The sequence below is a fragment of the Pseudomonas sp. A-R-19 genome, from assembly GCF_019956575.1.
Lineage (GTDB): Bacteria > Pseudomonadota > Gammaproteobacteria > Pseudomonadales > Pseudomonadaceae > Aquipseudomonas.
Window position 1 is genome coordinate 1 of the sequence record NZ_JAHBDR010000114.1, and the last position, 15,416, is coordinate 15,416.

General features: G+C 59.0%; 16 protein-coding genes. 12 read left to right on the forward strand and 4 right to left on the reverse strand.

What is annotated here, in order from left to right:
• Positions 1-508: 508 nt before the first annotated feature.
• Together KGA88_RS29485 and KGA88_RS29490 are read right to left on the reverse strand one after the other, a co-directional pair.
• Positions 509-1,153 carry a dual specificity protein phosphatase family protein gene (locus tag KGA88_RS29485; protein WP_110660190.1) on the reverse strand — a complete coding sequence of 215 codons (645 nt, stop codon included), beginning with the start codon at positions 1,151-1,153 and terminating at the stop codon, positions 509-511.
• Between the two features lie 230 nt (positions 1,154-1,383).
• On the reverse strand, positions 1,384-1,689 hold the full coding sequence (locus KGA88_RS29490; protein WP_110660189.1) for a hypothetical protein: 306 nt from the start codon (positions 1,687-1,689) through the stop codon (positions 1,384-1,386).
• A gap of 213 nt (positions 1,690-1,902) precedes the next feature.
• Between KGA88_RS29490 and KGA88_RS29495 the strand changes: the two genes are divergently transcribed.
• The 3 genes from KGA88_RS29495 (at position 1,903) to KGA88_RS29505 (ending at position 5,554) form a co-directional block, all read left to right on the forward strand.
• Positions 1,903-2,961, forward strand: coding sequence for a PA0069 family radical SAM protein (locus KGA88_RS29495; protein ID WP_223596155.1), 1,059 nt, complete (start codon positions 1,903-1,905; stop codon positions 2,959-2,961).
• Positions 2,962-3,205: 244 nt separating this feature from the next.
• Positions 3,206-3,937, forward strand: a complete 732-nt coding sequence (locus tag KGA88_RS29500) for a carbonic anhydrase (protein ID WP_008045785.1) — start codon at positions 3,206-3,208, stop codon at positions 3,935-3,937.
• Positions 3,938-4,027: 90 nt separating this feature from the next.
• Positions 4,028-5,554, forward strand: coding sequence for a SulP family inorganic anion transporter (locus tag KGA88_RS29505; protein WP_110660187.1), 1,527 nt, complete (start codon positions 4,028-4,030; stop codon positions 5,552-5,554).
• A 120-nt stretch (positions 5,555-5,674) separates the two neighbouring features.
• On the opposite strand, the gene KGA88_RS29510 is transcribed toward KGA88_RS29505, so the two are convergent.
• Positions 5,675-6,325, reverse strand: a complete 651-nt coding sequence (locus KGA88_RS29510; protein WP_223596157.1) for a hypothetical protein — start codon at positions 6,323-6,325, stop codon at positions 5,675-5,677.
• A 370-nt stretch (positions 6,326-6,695) separates the two neighbouring features.
• Here KGA88_RS29510 and coxB point away from each other — a divergent pair, with 370 nt between their 5' ends.
• The 4 genes from coxB to KGA88_RS29530 all read left to right on the forward strand — a co-directional run bounded on the left by coxB (position 6,696) and on the right by KGA88_RS29530 (position 11,086).
• Positions 6,696-7,823 carry a cytochrome c oxidase subunit II gene (coxB, locus tag KGA88_RS29515; protein WP_110660184.1) on the forward strand — a complete coding sequence of 376 codons (1,128 nt, stop codon included), beginning with the start codon at positions 6,696-6,698 and terminating at the stop codon, positions 7,821-7,823.
• Positions 7,824-7,905: 82 nt separating this feature from the next.
• Positions 7,906-9,498 carry a cytochrome c oxidase subunit I gene (gene ctaD / locus KGA88_RS29520; RefSeq protein WP_110660183.1) on the forward strand — a complete coding sequence of 531 codons (1,593 nt, stop codon included), beginning with the start codon at positions 7,906-7,908 and terminating at the stop codon, positions 9,496-9,498.
• A gap of 123 nt (positions 9,499-9,621) precedes the next feature.
• Positions 9,622-10,173: a cytochrome c oxidase assembly protein gene (locus KGA88_RS29525; RefSeq protein WP_110660182.1), complete on the forward strand. Its 552-nt coding sequence runs from the start codon at positions 9,622-9,624 to the stop codon at positions 10,171-10,173.
• Between the two features lie 25 nt (positions 10,174-10,198).
• A complete protein-coding gene (locus KGA88_RS29530) occupies positions 10,199-11,086 on the forward strand; it encodes a cytochrome c oxidase subunit 3 (RefSeq protein ID WP_223596160.1) in 888 nt (295 codons plus the stop codon).
• Between the two features lie 66 nt (positions 11,087-11,152).
• Here KGA88_RS29530 and KGA88_RS29535 read toward each other — a convergent pair whose 3' ends face one another.
• Positions 11,153-11,356 (reverse strand): twin transmembrane helix small protein, encoded by a 204-nt coding sequence (locus tag KGA88_RS29535; RefSeq protein WP_110662258.1) that lies wholly within the window; start codon positions 11,354-11,356, stop codon positions 11,153-11,155.
• A 71-nt stretch (positions 11,357-11,427) separates the two neighbouring features.
• Between KGA88_RS29535 and KGA88_RS29540 the strand changes: the two genes are divergently transcribed.
• Genes KGA88_RS29540 through KGA88_RS29560 form a run of 5 tightly spaced genes read left to right on the forward strand, consistent with a single transcriptional unit; the run spans position 11,428 to position 15,330 of the window.
• On the forward strand, positions 11,428-12,168 hold the full coding sequence (locus KGA88_RS29540; protein ID WP_110662259.1) for an SURF1 family protein: 741 nt from the start codon (positions 11,428-11,430) through the stop codon (positions 12,166-12,168).
• Entirely contained in the window at positions 12,134-12,727 is a 594-nt protein-coding gene (locus KGA88_RS29545) for a hypothetical protein (RefSeq protein WP_110662263.1), read from the forward strand. The genes KGA88_RS29540 and KGA88_RS29545 overlap by 35 nt, the downstream gene beginning before the upstream one ends.
• 10 nt (positions 12,728-12,737) lie before the next feature.
• Positions 12,738-13,811 carry a COX15/CtaA family protein gene (locus KGA88_RS29550; protein WP_223596162.1) on the forward strand — a complete coding sequence of 358 codons (1,074 nt, stop codon included), beginning with the start codon at positions 12,738-12,740 and terminating at the stop codon, positions 13,809-13,811.
• Complete coding sequence (cyoE, locus tag KGA88_RS29555) at positions 13,799-14,698, forward strand: heme o synthase (RefSeq protein ID WP_110662261.1); 900 nt, start codon at positions 13,799-13,801, stop codon at positions 14,696-14,698. The genes KGA88_RS29550 and cyoE overlap by 13 nt, the downstream gene beginning before the upstream one ends.
• A complete protein-coding gene (locus tag KGA88_RS29560) occupies positions 14,695-15,330 on the forward strand; it encodes an SCO family protein (RefSeq protein WP_223596164.1) in 636 nt (211 codons plus the stop codon). The genes cyoE and KGA88_RS29560 overlap by 4 nt, the downstream gene beginning before the upstream one ends.
• The last annotated feature ends 86 nt before the right edge of the window (positions 15,331-15,416 follow it).

The following is a 15,416-nucleotide window of genomic DNA, read 5'->3' on the forward strand; positions in this document are numbered from 1 at the left end:
TTGGCCAGAAGCCGAAGACGGCTTCCACGAATAGGCCTAATACATAGATGCAACGGGGCAGCGGTTTTTCAAAAGCGGGTAGACAGTGGGGGCGAGTCCATACATAGGAGCTGGCTTGCCAGCGATGGTCGTTAACGATTACGCGCATGAACTGGATAAACACGGCGCACTTGAGTCCATCGCCAGCAAGCCGGCTCCTACAATTTGGCGTTCACATCATTTCAACCAGGACGCGGTCCCTTGTAGGAGCTGATTTGCCAGCGATGGTCGTTAACGATTACGCGCATGAACTGGATAAACGCGGCGCACTGGAGTCCATCGCCAGCAAGCCGGCTCCTACAATTTGGCGTTCACATCATTTCAACCAGGACGCGGTCCCTTGTAGGAGCTGATTTGCCGGCGATGGTCGTTAACGATTACGCGCATGAACTGGATAAACGCGGCGCACTGGAGTCCATCGCCAGCAAGCCGGCTCCTACAGTTTCCCGGGAATGCGTGAAGAACTTTTTTATTCGATATGAGCGGATTTGAGCCAGCTCTTCATCGAGCACGCGGCGAACGGGGTGGTGCTGCAATCGCCATTGGCCAGGGCCGTGCGCAGTTTTTCCACGTCGGCCTGCATCATGTAGCGAATGCCGTCCTTGAAATGGGTGCTGTCACCAAAGCCACCCTGGGTCATTTCGTTAAGGGCCTCTTCCTTGCTCCAGCCCTGGATGACAACCCGGTACATGGCCGCCATCAGGCCGGTACGGTCAGAGCCGTGTTTGCAGTGCATCAGCACCGGGCCCTTGGCTTCGGCAGACTTGATGGCGCGCAAGGCCTTGAGCACCTCGGCGTCGTCCACATGGTTGGTGCGATAAGGCAGCTGTACTTGCGTGATGCCTGGCGTGGCCAACCAGCTGGAGTCTGCCTCAGGCAGGAAGTTGATCACCGTGCCGACCTTGAGTTTTTCCAGCAGCGGCACGGCACCCTTGTCCGGCAACGCACTGCGATAGAGCGTCGGCGACATCTGGAAGAGGTTGTACTGCTTCTCGACCGGTTGGGCCCATTCCGCCGGACGAATCGGAGCGCTGTCGTCAGCAACGACTGGGGCCAGGTTGAAAACTGCGATCAGTGAAAGAAACACCGCAGGGATAAAGCGTGGTAATTGCATGCTCGGGCGACCGTTCAGTAAAGGGACGGGAGATACTGGCAAGAATGAGCTTTGCCCGGTCAACGGCCCGTGAGCTGATCGTCAAAGAATCGTGAAGCAGACGGTATTGGTGTCGTCGATCAATGTGAAAGTGTTCTAAATATATTCCAATAAGTACACGCAAAAAATACGCCGGCCGAGTGTTAAGTTCTACCGGCGCTTGTTGGATACTCTCTTTGAATAAGTATTGATCAGGGATTGACGATGCTGGCATAGGCTTTGGCCAAGGCCAGAAGTTTGGCCTTGTCATTGGCATCAATATCGCCGTCACCATCGATATCCTTGCTGATACCGCCGAGGCTGAACGATTGGCCACCGTCGTAAGACGATGCGATGAAGGTGGTAGAGTCCAGCAACGCTGTCGTCTGCACGTTGTTTTCAGCATCCCATCCTTCTTCTTTCAATGCGAACTGCATTGATACAAGCACTTCATCGGGGTCGACTATTGTTGGGCCAAGTTTTTGCAGGAAAATACCGCGAAGATTGAAAAACGACATTATTAAATCCTTTTAATTAATATCCACGTTTTGTGTTTGTTGGGGAGGTAACGATAGCGATGATTAATATTGAGTGGCCAGTTGTAATGTGTATCTCTTGATTGCTCTTCATTCTCTTCCAAGACTCGACGGCGAGCTAAATGCCGAACGGCACTGGCCGGCAGATCATTGTCGTTATACTGTATGAGCATACAGCAATCAGGATTCCCCCCCATGCACACGCCATTGCCCCCACGTGGCCGCGGCACCGCGACCAATCCGCACAACCGATTCGCCCCGAACCGTTCGGTGGCTGAAGACGATGGTTGGTACCAGGAAGTGCCGGTCACCCAGGGCACCGAGGTGCGCATCGAGACCGCGAAAACCATCATCACCCGCAATACGTCGCCGGACCTGCCCTTCGATCGTTCGATCAATCCCTATCGCGGTTGCGAGCACGGTTGCATCTACTGCTACGCAAGGCCAAGCCACGCCTATTGGGACATGTCGCCGGGGCTGGATTTCGAGACAAAACTGATCGCCAAGACCAACGCCGTGGATGTGCTTGAGGAGCAGCTGTCTAAACGTGGTTATCAATGTGCGCCGATCAACCTCGGTTCCAACACTGACCCTTACCAGCCGATCGAGCGCGAATACCAGATCACCCGCAAGACACTTGAGGTGCTGCTGCGCTATCGACATCCGGTGACCATCGTCACCAAGGGCTCGCTGATTCTGCGCGACCTGGACCTGCTGGCCGAACTTGCCCGGCAGAGGCTGGTGGCGGTGATGATCAGCCTGACCACCCTCGACGACGAACTCAAGCGCATCCTCGAACCCCGCGCTGCAGCGCCCAAGGCACGGTTGCGGGCGATCCGGGTCATGCGCGAGGCAGGCATTCCGGTGGGCGTACTGTGTTCACCGATGATCCCCATGATCAACGACAGCGAGCTCGAAAACCTGCTGAACGAGGCCCATGCGGCCGGGGCGCAAAGCGCTGCCTACATGATGTTGCGCTTGCCGTTGGAAGTGGCGCCGCTGTTCGAGGAATGGCTGGGCGCCCATTATCCGCAACGGGCCGCGCACGTACTGAGCCTGATTCGCCAGAGCCGTGGCGGTGAACTTTATGACAGCCGCTTTGGCGCTCGAATGCGCGGCGAAGGTCCGTTTGCGGACTTGCTGGCACAGCGCTTTGCCAAAGCGATCAAACGGCTGGGTATCAATCACCGGGAGGGGTTCAATCTGGACTGCGACGCCTTTTGTCCGCCGGGTCGCCAAATGTCGTTGATTTGAGGACAATTGGCCTATGGTTGAGTACTGAAGAGTGCGCTCACGCATTAGGCTGGTCACGTTTTTTGTGACCTGTAACACGCATTCTAGAGCGTTTTATTCAGTTTCAATTAAGATTCGGCCGCTACCTTGTTCATCGAGTGACTGATGGGTCGAGATGTTTGGCCCGGATGTTTTTTAACCAGCCACTGGCTCCACACCGGACCCCACGGGATGACTTTCCGAGCCCGCCAATGAGGATGAATTCATGAGTGACAAGGATAAACAGCCGTTGGCTGCGTCGGCTTCAGCCCAACCCGAGGCTGAAACCGCCGATGCAGCGTTGCAGCACATCGTTGACGGCTTTTTGCATTTTCATCATGAGATCTTTCCCCAGCAGGAAGAGCTCTTCAAGAAACTCGCCACGGCCCAGCGGCCACGAGCGATGTTCATCGCCTGCGCCGATTCGCGCATCGTTCCCGAGTTGATTACCCAAAGCTCCCCTGGCGACCTGTTCGTGACCCGTAACGTCGGTAACGTCGTACCGCCTTACGGGCAAATGAACGGTGGTGTTTCCACGGCCATCGAGTACGCCGTACTGGCTTTGGGGGTGCATCACATCATCATTTGCGGGCATTCCGACTGCGGCGCCATGCGCGCGGTGCTCAACCCGGACAGTCTGGAAAAAATGCCCACGGTCAAAGCCTGGCTGCGTCATGCCGAAGTGGCCAAGACCATGGTGCAGGAGAACTGCAACTGCTCTAGTGAAAGCGAAAGCATGCACATCCTCACCGAAGAGAATGTGATCGCCCAATTGCAGCATCTGCGCACCCATCCGTCGGTGGCCTCGCGCATGGCCAACGGTCAGCTGTTTATCCACGGCTGGGTCTACAACATCGAAACCAGCGAAATCAAAGCCTACGACGCTGATCAAGGCTGTTTCCTGCCGCTCAATGGCAGCCTGCCCATTCCCGTGGCGACGCCCAAAGCGCGCTTCTAAATCCTCCTAAATCGTTGTGTGGTTCAGCCGAGGCTGCCGTTCAGGCAGCCTGGCTTTGCCATGCCTGAAGAAAACTTCGGGAGACTCACCATGCGTGCTGCTCGACTCAAAGCTGTTCTGCCACGGGAGCTGCTGGCTTCGGTGGTTGTGTTTCTGGTCGCCCTGCCCCTATGCATGGGCATCGCGATTGCCTCTGGCCTGCCGCCGGCCAAAGGTCTGATCACCGGCATCATCGGTGGTCTGGTCGTCGGTTGGCTGGCCGGCTCGCCGCTACAGGTCAGTGGCCCGGCGGCTGGGCTGGCCGTTCTGGTATTCGAACTGGTCCGCCAGCACGGTATCACCATGCTCGGGCCCATATTGTTGTTGGCGGGGTTTCTGCAACTGGTGGCCGGTCGCTTGAAGCTGGGCTGCTGGTTTCGGGTGACGGCGCCTGCGGTGGTGTACGGCATGCTGGCCGGGATTGGCGTGTTGATCGTCCTGTCTCAGGTGCATGTGATGCTGGATGCCGTGCCCAAACCCTCGGGGCTGGATAACCTGGCAGCCTTCCCGGCAGCGCTGGCTCAGGCGTTGCCCACGTTTGGTTGGCAAGCGGGCTTGTTAGGTTTGTCGACGATTGCCGTCATGTGGCTGTGGGAAAAACTCCGTCCACAATCCCTGCGCTTCATTCCCGGGGCGCTACTGGGCGTCGGCCTGGCTACGCTTGCCAGCCTGGTGTTGACGTTGCAGGTCAAACGGGTCCAGGTGCCGGCCAACCTGGCGGAAGCCATCGACTGGCTGAAGCCGACGGATCTGCTCAACCTGGCTGATCCGGCCCTGCTGATTGCCGCATTTGCCGTGGCCTTCATCGCCAGTGCCGAAACCTTGCTTTCAGCCGCGGCGGTGGATCGCATGCACAGCGGCCAGCGTTCGGACTTCGACCGGGAACTCTCGGCGCAAGGCATCGGCAACATGTTGTGTGGCCTGCTTGGGGCGTTGCCGATGACGGGCGTTATCGTGCGCAGTTCGGCGAATGTTCAGGCGGGAGCAACCACGCGTTTTTCAACCATTTTCCATGGCCTTTGGCTGCTGGCGTTCGTGCTGTTGCTGTCCAGCGTGCTGCAAAGCATTCCGGTGGCAAGCCTGGCGGGCGTACTGGTGTACACCGGCTTCAAATTGGTGGATCTCAAGGTCTTGCGTGGTTTGGGCCGGTATGGTCGGGCGCCGATGTTCACTTATGCGGCAACTGCGCTCGCCATCGTTTTCACGGACCTGCTGACCGGCGTGCTGATTGGCTTCGGCCTGACGCTGGTGAAACTGGCGCTGAAAGCCTCTCGCTTGAAAATCAGCCTGATCGACCTGCCTCAGGAAGGGCAAATGGAGTTGCGCCTGATGGGTGCGGCGACCTTCCTCAAGGTGCCGGCGCTGACCCGGGTGTTGGGCAGTATTGCTCCGGGCACGACAGTGCATGTGCCGCTCAATAACCTGAGCTACATCGATCACTCGTGTCTGGAGTTGCTGGAAGAGTGGGGACGGGCGAATGCAGCCAAGGGGTCGAGGCTGTTGATTGAGTCGCGGGGATTGAAGCGCAGGCTCGAGGGACGCGTGCGAACGAACACCGGCGTCGGCGCGGCCGGGTAGATAACAGTGTGGGAGCGGGCTTGCTCGCGAAAGCGGTGGGTCAGGCAACATTGATGTCGTCTGACACTCCCTCTTCGCGAGCAAGCCCGCTCCCACAGGGGGATTGTGTTTATCGATGGATCAAGCCGCTGGCTGATCCAGCTTCAGGCCTACGCCCAGGCGGCGGGACATGCACGGCCAGCGTTTCCACGCGGCGCCGGTGTCCGGGCTATTGAGCTTGTCACGGTAGGCTTCTACCGATTCCAGGGCGAAGTTTTCGTCATTGAGCATCTCTTCGAAGGCGTGATGCACGACTTCGTCCAGTTGGTTGGCGAACGACTCACCGATCAATTGGTGAGCAATCAAGTTGGCGACAGTCATGTCCAGGGGGATCAGTGGCTGGCCGAAATGCTTGATGTACAGGTCGTTGACCTCTTCGACAAACCGATGTGCCAGGTAGGCCTCGTCCAGCAGGCTGTCGAGCCCGACATGGCCGGCCATGATGGCTGGCGGCTGGAGGAAGTACTGCTCGGCGATTTTCAGCACCGGTTTGATCTGTGACTCAATGCCCGCTTCCCTGGCGACTTCATTGGCTGCGTCCAGCAGATCGGGCACTTCTTCGATGTAGGCGGCGACAAATCGCGTCAGCACGCCGTTGGTATCGGTCTCCGGCAATTGGATCGACGGGTGTAGATGCGGCAGTTTGCTTTCCAGCTGACGTGTCAGCAGGCCAGTCTCGGCTTCGTGTTGTTGGGCTTTTTGGATCTGCTCGCGCAATGCGGCGGTGTTCATGAAAACTCCAGGGAACAAGGCAATGAAATAGGGAAGACATAACTTAGCTGGCTTACGAAAAATGCTAAGACGCATTTGTCATAATTATTTCATCCTTGAGACGCCCCCGTTATATCGATTTGCCACCACTCGTCTGCATCCTTCTCCATTCGTGCCCTGCAATGCAAGTTAATGCTGTTTCAGATGATTTACGCCTTCGCGTTGCGAGGTCGGAGGTGCTGTCTATACTCGGGGTGGAATGGAGTTAGCTGATGACGCCCGACTGCATGTGCAGCAAGGCCCGGCGATTCAAGTTCGTAGTCTGATGCAGCCGCTCCCTTGCCGCAGGTGAAAGCCGGCGGGATAACAAGAACGATAAGGGGAACCCGCAATGATGCGACATCCACATGTCTGGATGGGCCTCCTGTTGTGGTCGATTTTCAGTCAGGCGCAAGCGGCCTGGACTGTGAATATGGCGCCTGGAGCGACTGAAATCAGTCACGCAGTATTCGACCTGCACATGACCATTTTCTGGATCTGTGTGGTGATCGGCATCATCGTTTTTGGTGCCATGTTCTGGTCGATGATTCTCCACCGCCGCTCGACCGGGCAGGTGGCCGCAAAATTTCATGAAAGCACCACCGTTGAAATCCTCTGGACCATCGTGCCCTTCCTGATCCTGGTGGCCATGGCGGTTCCCGCTACCGCGACCCTGATCAAGATGTACGACGCCAGCGAGCCGGAAATCGATATCCAGGTCACCGGCTATCAGTGGAAGTGGCACTACAAGTACCTGGGCCAGGACGTCGAGTTCTTCAGCAACCTGACCACTCCTCAAGACCAGATCCACAACAAGGAAACCAAGGGCGAGCACTACCTGCTCGAAGTCGACAAGCCCCTGGTGCTGCCGGTCGGCACCAAGGTGCGCTTTTTGGTGACCTCCGCCGATGTGATCCACTCCTGGTGGGTGCCGGCCTTCGCGGTCAAGCGCGATGCGATCCCGGGCTTCGTCAATGAAGCCTGGACCCGCATCGACAAGCCCGGCATCTACCGTGGCCAGTGCGCCGAGTTGTGCGGCAAGGATCACGGCTTCATGCCGACCGTGGTCGAGGTCAAGGAAAAGGCCGATTACGAAAAATGGCTGGCCGATCGCAAGGTCGAGGCTGCGCAGCTCAAAGAGCTGACCAGCAAGGAATGGACGCTCGACGAGCTCAAGGATCGCGGCGACAAGATCTACCACACCACCTGCGTGGCCTGTCACCAGGCCGAAGGCCAGGGCCTGCCGCCGATGTTCCCGGCGCTCAAGGGCTCGAAAATCGCCACCGGACCGAAAGACGCTCACCTGAGCCTGGTCTTCCACGGCAAGCCAGGCACCGCGATGGCGGCGTTCGGCAAGCAACTCTCGGAAGTCGATATCGCGGCAGTCGTGACCTATGAACGTAATGCGTGGGGCAACAACAAGGGCGACATGGTCACGCCTAAAGAAGTGCTGGAGCTGAAACAGGCGGAAAGCAAATGACCCGGTCTATTGCGCACGTAAGGAACCGGTCGGGGCTATGCATCCCGGCCTGCCCAGCCCATCTGTTTGCAGGAGACAGGACATGACTGCTGTAATCGATGAACATGTTCATACCGCCACCGACCACGCCCATGGCCCCGCCAAAGGCCTGATGCGCTGGGTGCTGACCACCAACCACAAGGACATCGGTACGCTGTACCTGTGGTTTGCATTCTCCATGTTCCTGCTCGGCGGCTCGTTCGCGATGGTGATTCGCGCCGAGTTGTTCCAACCCGGGCTGCAAATCGTCCAGCCGGAATTCTTCAACCAGATGACCACCATGCACGGCTTGGTGATGGTCTTTGGTGCGGTGATGCCGGCCTTCGTCGGTCTCGCCAACTGGATGATTCCGCTGATGATCGGCGCGCCGGACATGGCCTTGCCGCGGATGAACAACTTCAGCTTCTGGCTGTTGCCGGCGGCGTTCCTGCTGCTGGTTTCGACCCTGTTCACCGCTGGCGGCGGGCCGAACTTCGGCTGGACCTTCTATGCACCGCTGTCGACGACCTACGCGCCGGAAAGCGTGACTTTCTTCATCTTCGCCATTCACTTGATGGGGATCAGTTCGATCATGGGGGCGATCAACGTGATCGCGACCATCCTCAACCTGCGCGCCCCCGGCATGACGCTGATGAAAATGCCGCTGTTTGTCTGGACCTGGCTGATCACCGCGTTCCTGTTGATTGCGGTGATGCCGGTACTGGCCGGTTGCGTGACGATGATGCTGATGGACATCCACTTCGGCACCAGCTTCTTCAGTGCCGCCGGTGGCGGTGACCCGGTGCTGTTCCAGCATGTGTTCTGGTTCTTCGGTCACCCCGAGGTGTACATCATGATCCTGCCGGCGTTCGGTGCCGTCAGCTCGATCATTCCGGCGTTTTCGCGCAAGCCATTGTTCGGCTACACCTCGATGGTCTACGCCACGGCGAGTATCGCGTTCCTGTCGTTCATCGTCTGGGCGCACCACATGTTCGTGGTCGGCATTCCGTTGGTGGGCGAGCTGTTCTTCATGTACGCCACGCTGCTGATTGCGGTGCCAACGGGCGTGAAGGTGTTCAACTGGGCCAGCACCATGTGGCAAGGCTCGCTGACCTTCGAGACGCCGATGCTGTTCGCCGTGGCGTTCGTGATCCTGTTTTCCATTGGCGGTTTCTCCGGGTTGATGCTGGCCATCGCCCCAGCGGACTTCCAGTACCAGGACACCTACTTCGTGGTCGCGCACTTCCACTATGTGCTGGTGCCGGGGGCGATCTTCGGGATCTTCGCCTCGGCCTATTACTGGATGCCGAAATGGACCGGCCACATGTACGACGAAACCCTCGGCAAGTTGCATTTCTGGCTGTCGTTCATCGGTATGAACATGGCCTTCTTCCCGATGCACTTCGTGGGCCTGGCGGGAATGCCGCGGCGGATTCCGGACTACAACCTGCAATTCGCCGACTTCAACATGGTGTCGTCGATCGGCGCATTCATGTTCGGTGCGACGCAGATCTTCTTCCTGTTCATCGTGATCAAGACCATTCGCGGCGGTCCGCCAGCACCGGCCAAACCGTGGGATGGGGCTGAAGGTCTGGAGTGGAGCATCCCGTCGCCGGCGCCGTATCACACCTTCACCACGCCGCCGGAAGTGAAATGAACAAAGCCCTCGTAGGAGCCGGCTTGCTGGCGATGAACGATAACGCGGTGTTGCCGATACACCGAGGTGTTTGCATCGCCAGCAAGCCGGCTCCTACAGGGTTATGCGTAGAGGTTTGGAATCATGGCTGACTCAATTTCGTTGAAGAAACTGGTCACGCGTTTGCTGATCGCGGTGGTGGCGATGTTTGTGTTCGGGTTTGCGTTGGTGCCGATCTACGACGTGATGTGCAAGGCTTTCGGCATCAATGGCAAGACCGGCGGGCAGTACGAGGGTGAGCAAACGGTCGATACCTCGCGGCAGGTGCGCGTGCAGTTTCTGTCGACCAACACTGCCGACATGCCTTGGGATTTCTATCCCAAGCACGATGAACTGACGGCCAACCCCGGGGCGGTGAACGAAATGATCTTCATCGCCCACAACCCCACCGATAAGCCGATGAGTGCGCAAGCCGTGCCGAGTATCGCGCCTAGCACCGCGGCGGCGTACTTCCACAAGACCGAATGTTTCTGCTTTACCCAGCAAGTGCTGCAGCCCGGTCAGCGGATCGAGATGCCGGTACGTTTCATCGTTGACCGTGACATGCCCAAGGATGTGAAGCACCTGACGCTGTCTTACACGCTGTTCGATATCACCGCCCGACATCCACCGGTAGCTGTAAACACTGGCGGCTGAGCGTGCCCGATAAGGAGAACAATAAATGGCAACTCATGAACATTATTACGTTCCCGCCCAGAGCAAATGGCCGATCATCGCCACGCTCGGCATGGTCACTACCGTCTACGGCCTGGCCACCTGGTTCAACGATCTGAAAGCGGCGCGCCCGGAATCCCACGGGCCGCTGATTTTTTTCATCGGCGGGCTGATGGTGGCCTACATGCTGTTCGGCTGGTTCGGTACGGTGATCAAGGAAAGTCGTGGCGGCTTGTACAGCGCACAGATGGATCGCTCGTTCCGCTGGGGCATGAGCTGGTTCATTTTCTCGGAGGTGATGTTCTTCATCGCCTTTTTTGGCGCACTGTTTTATGTACGTCACGTCTCTGGTCCGGCGCTCGGTGGTGAGGGCACAAAAGGCATCGCGCACATGCTGTGGCCGAACTTCGAATTCGTCTGGCCGCTGCTGAATAACCCGGACTCGAAATTGTTTCCGTCGCCCAAGGAAGTCATTAGCCCCTGGGGCCTGCCGCTGCTCAACACCGTGTTGCTGGTGAGCTCCAGCGTGACCGTGACCATCGCTCACCATGCCTTGAAAAAGGGCCATCGCGGTGCACTCAAGCTGTGGCTGGCGCTCACCGTACTGCTGGGCTGTGCGTTCCTCACCTTCCAGGCCGAAGAGTACATGCACGCCTACCACGAGCTGGGCCTGACCCTGGGTTCGGGCATCTACGGCGCGACGTTCTTCATGCTCACCGGGTTCCACGGCGCCCACGTGACCATCGGCACCATCATCCTGTTCGTGATGCTGATGCGGGTCATGCGCGGGCACTTCGACAGCGAGCACCAGTTCGGCTTCGAAGCGGCGAGCTGGTACTGGCACTTCGTGGATGTGGTGTGGATCGGGTTGTTCGTTTTCGTCTACGTGCTGTAGGAGCGACCTAGCTCGCGAAGGTCTATCAGTCGAAATCGGGGTAACTGACACACCTTCACGAGCAAGCTACCAGGGGGCATGAGAAACCAGCTGGCCGCTGAAAAAACCCCAGGTGATCAGACCCAGGGTAATGGCGGCCAGAGTGACACGTACACTCAAGGCAATGACGAGGCGGTTTGAGTGGCTGTCGTCCTTGACCAGAAAAAACAGGCCGCTGAACAGGCTGACAACCGTGGCAATCAGCATCAGGACGATGGCTGCTTTGAGCATGGTGGGACTCCGGGGGAACAAGCGATGCACTTGAGTATAGCTATCGCGATGACCGACTTTCTGGCGATGCCATGAAGTGCTTTCGGCCGGGTATCGTGCCAACGCTGGTAGTGGGGCTGTTGCTGCCGCTGCTGGTGTCCCTGGGGTTCTGGCAATTGAGCCGGGGCGCGGAGAAAAGCGCGCTGCTGCAAAACTATGCCGAACGCCGCGCCGCCGAGCCGATGGCCAGCACCGAGCTGCAGAGCATCACCGATCCGGCCTTCCGCCGGGTACGTTTGCATGGCCAGTTCGATGCCGAACACAGCCTGCTGCTGGACAATAGCCAGCGCAACGGCCGGGTCGGCGTCGAGTTGTTGCAACCGTTTCATGATCAGGCCACCGGGCTTTGGCTGTTGGTCAATCGCGGCTGGCTGCCATGGCCGGAACGCCGCACACCCCCACAATTCACAACCCCTGCCGAGGCAGTCAGCCTCGACGCGTGGGTCTACGTTTCTCCCGGCGCGACGTTCCAATTACACGCAGATCCGACGACGTCGACATGGCCGAAGCTGATTACGGCCGTCGAACCGGCCAGCCTCTGGAGGACGCTGAACCGCGAAGGCTTTGCCTACGAACTACGCGCCGAAACCGGCACGGCCACCTATCAGGCCGACTGGCCAGTAGTCGCCATGGGTCCGGAAAAACACATCGCTTATGCCGTGCAGTGGTTCGCCATGGCGATCGCCCTGTTCGGTCTTTATCTCTATCTCGGCTGGCACAACGCAAAGGAGAAACACCATGGGAGCGGCCATGAATCCACCCAGCATGTCTGAGGCGAAACCGTCGGTGAACCGGCGCAAGGGCCGCTTGCAGCTGCTGCTGATCCTGCTCGGGGTGATCGGTCCGATGATCCTCGCCACCGGCATGTACAAGCTGAATTTCTGGGTGCCCGAGGGCCGCAGTTATCACGGCGAATTGATCGGCAACGGCCAGACCCGCGCGGACATCGGCGTACAGGCGCAGGAGGATCGCTGGCAGATCCTGGTGACGGCGCCCAAGGATTGCGCGGTGGACTGCCAGCAACTGGTGTATCTGGCGCGGCAGGTCCAGATCGGCCTGGGGCGCGATGCTTCCCGCGCCAGCCATGCATTGGCCGCCGCGCAGACGCTGAACCCCGATTACGAGACTAAACTTCAACGCGAGTACCCGCAGTTGCAACGCTATTCACTGGACTTGCCGGCCTACATCAAAGGCGCTCAGAGCAATGACGCGCCGCACCTTTGGATCATCGACCCTCACGGCAATCTGGTGCTGCGCTACGACCCCTCAGTCAAGGGCAAGGACCTGCTCAACGACCTGCGTCACCTGCTGAAACTGTCGAATATCGGATAAGGGCATCGTCATGGCCAAACCTGGATTTCGCCTCGCGTTGTTTGCCACCTTGCTCGCACTGATTGTGGTGTTGCTCGGCGCGTACACCCGTCTGACCCATGCTGGTCTCGGCTGCCCGGACTGGCCGGGCTGCTACGGCTTCATCAGCGTACCGAAAAGCGAAGCCCAGCTGGCCCATGCCGAATTGCACTTCCCGGACACTCCGGTCGAGGCCCACAAGGGCTGGAACGAGATGATCCACCGCTACTTCGCCGGCACGCTGGGGGTGTTGATCGCGGTGCTGGCCGCTCGCGCGTGGTTGCATCGCCGCCATCCGGGGCAACCGGTGAAGTTGCCATTGTTTCTGTTGGCGGTGGTTTTTGGCCAAGCCGCGTTCGGCATGTGGACGGTCACGCTCAAGCTCTGGCCGCAGGTGGTCACCGGGCATCTGCTGGGTGGTTTCGCGACCTTGAGCCTGTTGTTTCTCCTGACCTTGCGCCTGTCCGGCGTACTGCCGGCGCTGACCGTGCCACGACGTTTGCAGCACTGGGCGACGGCGGGGCTGTTGTTGGTGATCGGGCAAATCGCTCTCGGTGGCTGGGTCAGTTCCAATTACGCCGCCGTAGCCTGTATCGACTTTCCGACCTGTCACGGTCAGTGGTTGCCACCGGCCGACTTCGCCAACGGTTTTCACCTGACCCAACACATCGGCCCGAATTACCTGGGCGGGCAACTGGACAGCGATGCCCGTACGGCCATACACCTGACCCATCGCATCGGTGCGCTGCTGGTCACCCTGGTGTTGCTCGGCCTGGCCTGGCAATTGAAGGTGGTCGGCATGACGCGCCTGGCGGGCATGGTGCTGATTGCCCTTGGCGCGCAAATCACCCTGGGTATCAGCAACGTGCTGTTCCATCTGCCGCTGCCGGTGGCCGTCGCGCATAACGCGGGCGGCGCGGCGTTGTTGCTGACCATGGTGCTGGTCAATTACCACGCCCGAACCAGTCTGGTTCGGGTCAAGCAGCCAACGCGCTGGCGTTTCAGCCCGCGTAAACACTCAGCCGGGCCCATAACAATAAAAGGAGAGATGCCATGGCGATTCTGATCGGCGAACGTCCCAGTCAGGCGATCTGGCGTGACTACCTGGAGCTGACCAAACCCAAGGTAGTGGTGCTGATGCTCATCACTTCACTGGTGGGGATGTTCCTCGCGACCCGTGCCGGCGTGCCGTGGACGGTACTGATTTTCGGCAACCTGGGCATCGCCCTGTGTGCCGGTGGCGCGGCGGCGGTCAATCATGTGGTGGACCGGCGCATTGACGCGGTGATGGCGCGCACCCACAAACGGCCGCTCGCCGAAGGCCGGGTTTCGCCGACCGCCGCGCTGACGTTCGCGCTGCTGTTGGCGGCGCTTGGGCAAGCCATGCTGCTGGCGTTCACCAACCCGCTGACCGCGTGGCTGACCCTCGCCTCATTGCTTGGTTACGCGGTGATCTACACCGGATTCCTCAAGCGCGCGACCCCGCAGAACATCGTCATCGGTGGTCTGGCCGGTGCGGCCCCGCCATTGCTTGGCTGGACCGCCGCCACCGGTCACGTCAGCGCCGAACCGCTGCTGCTGGTGCTGATCATCTTCGCCTGGACCCCGCCGCACTTCTGGGCGCTGGCGATCCATCGCAAAGAGGAATACGCCAAGGCCGACATCCCGATGCTGCCGGTTACCCATGGCGAGCACTACACCAAGGTGCATATCCTGCTTTATACCTTCGCGTTGCTCGCCGTCAGCCTGATGCCCTATGTCATCCACATGAGCGGTACGCTGTACCTGGTGTGCGCGCTCGGGCTGGGCGCGAGGTTTCTGCATTGGGCCGTGGTGTTGTACCGTGGCACTCGGCCGCACGCGGCGATCAACACGTTCAAGTACTCTATTTACTACTTGTTCCTGCTGTTTATCGCCCTGCTCGTAGACCACTACTTATTGTTGAACCTATGACTCGAACCCAGAAAACCGTCTTCATTCTCGTCGCCCTGGTCGCACTGATCCTGGGCCTGACCGTCAACAAGGTGTTGTCCGGAAAAAACCAGGGCGACCCGACGGCACTGATCGACGCCGGCATCATTTTGCTGCCGCAGAGCCGTAACCTCCCGGACGTGACGATGACCAATCAGGACGGTCAGCCGGTCACGATCAATGAATTGAAAGGCAAGTGGAGCCTGCTGTTTTTCGGCTACACCTTCTGCCCGGATGTCTGCCCGACCACTCTCGCCCAACTGCGGCAGATCAAGAGCGAATTGCCACCCGAGGCTGTGGATAAACTGCAAATCGTGCTGGTCAGCGTCGACCCCAATCGCGATACGCCCAAACAGCTCAAGCAGTACCTGAGCTACTTCGACCCGCAGTTCATCGGCCTGACCCCGGCGTCGATCAATGAGCTGGAAAAAATCTCCAACGCGGTAAGCATTCCGTTCATCCCGGCAGACACCAGCAAGCCGAACTACACCGTCGACCACAGCGGCAACCTCGCGGTGATCGGACCGGACGGCACCCAGCGCGGCTTCATCCGCGCGCCGTTGAACAATGCGAAGCTGGTGGCGCAGTTGCCGGTGATGCTCAAGCGCGACTGAAAACACCACCAAACCCTGTGGGAGCGGGCTTGCTCGCGAAAGCGGTGGCTCAGCCGAAATGGATAGTGGCTGACACACCGTCTTCG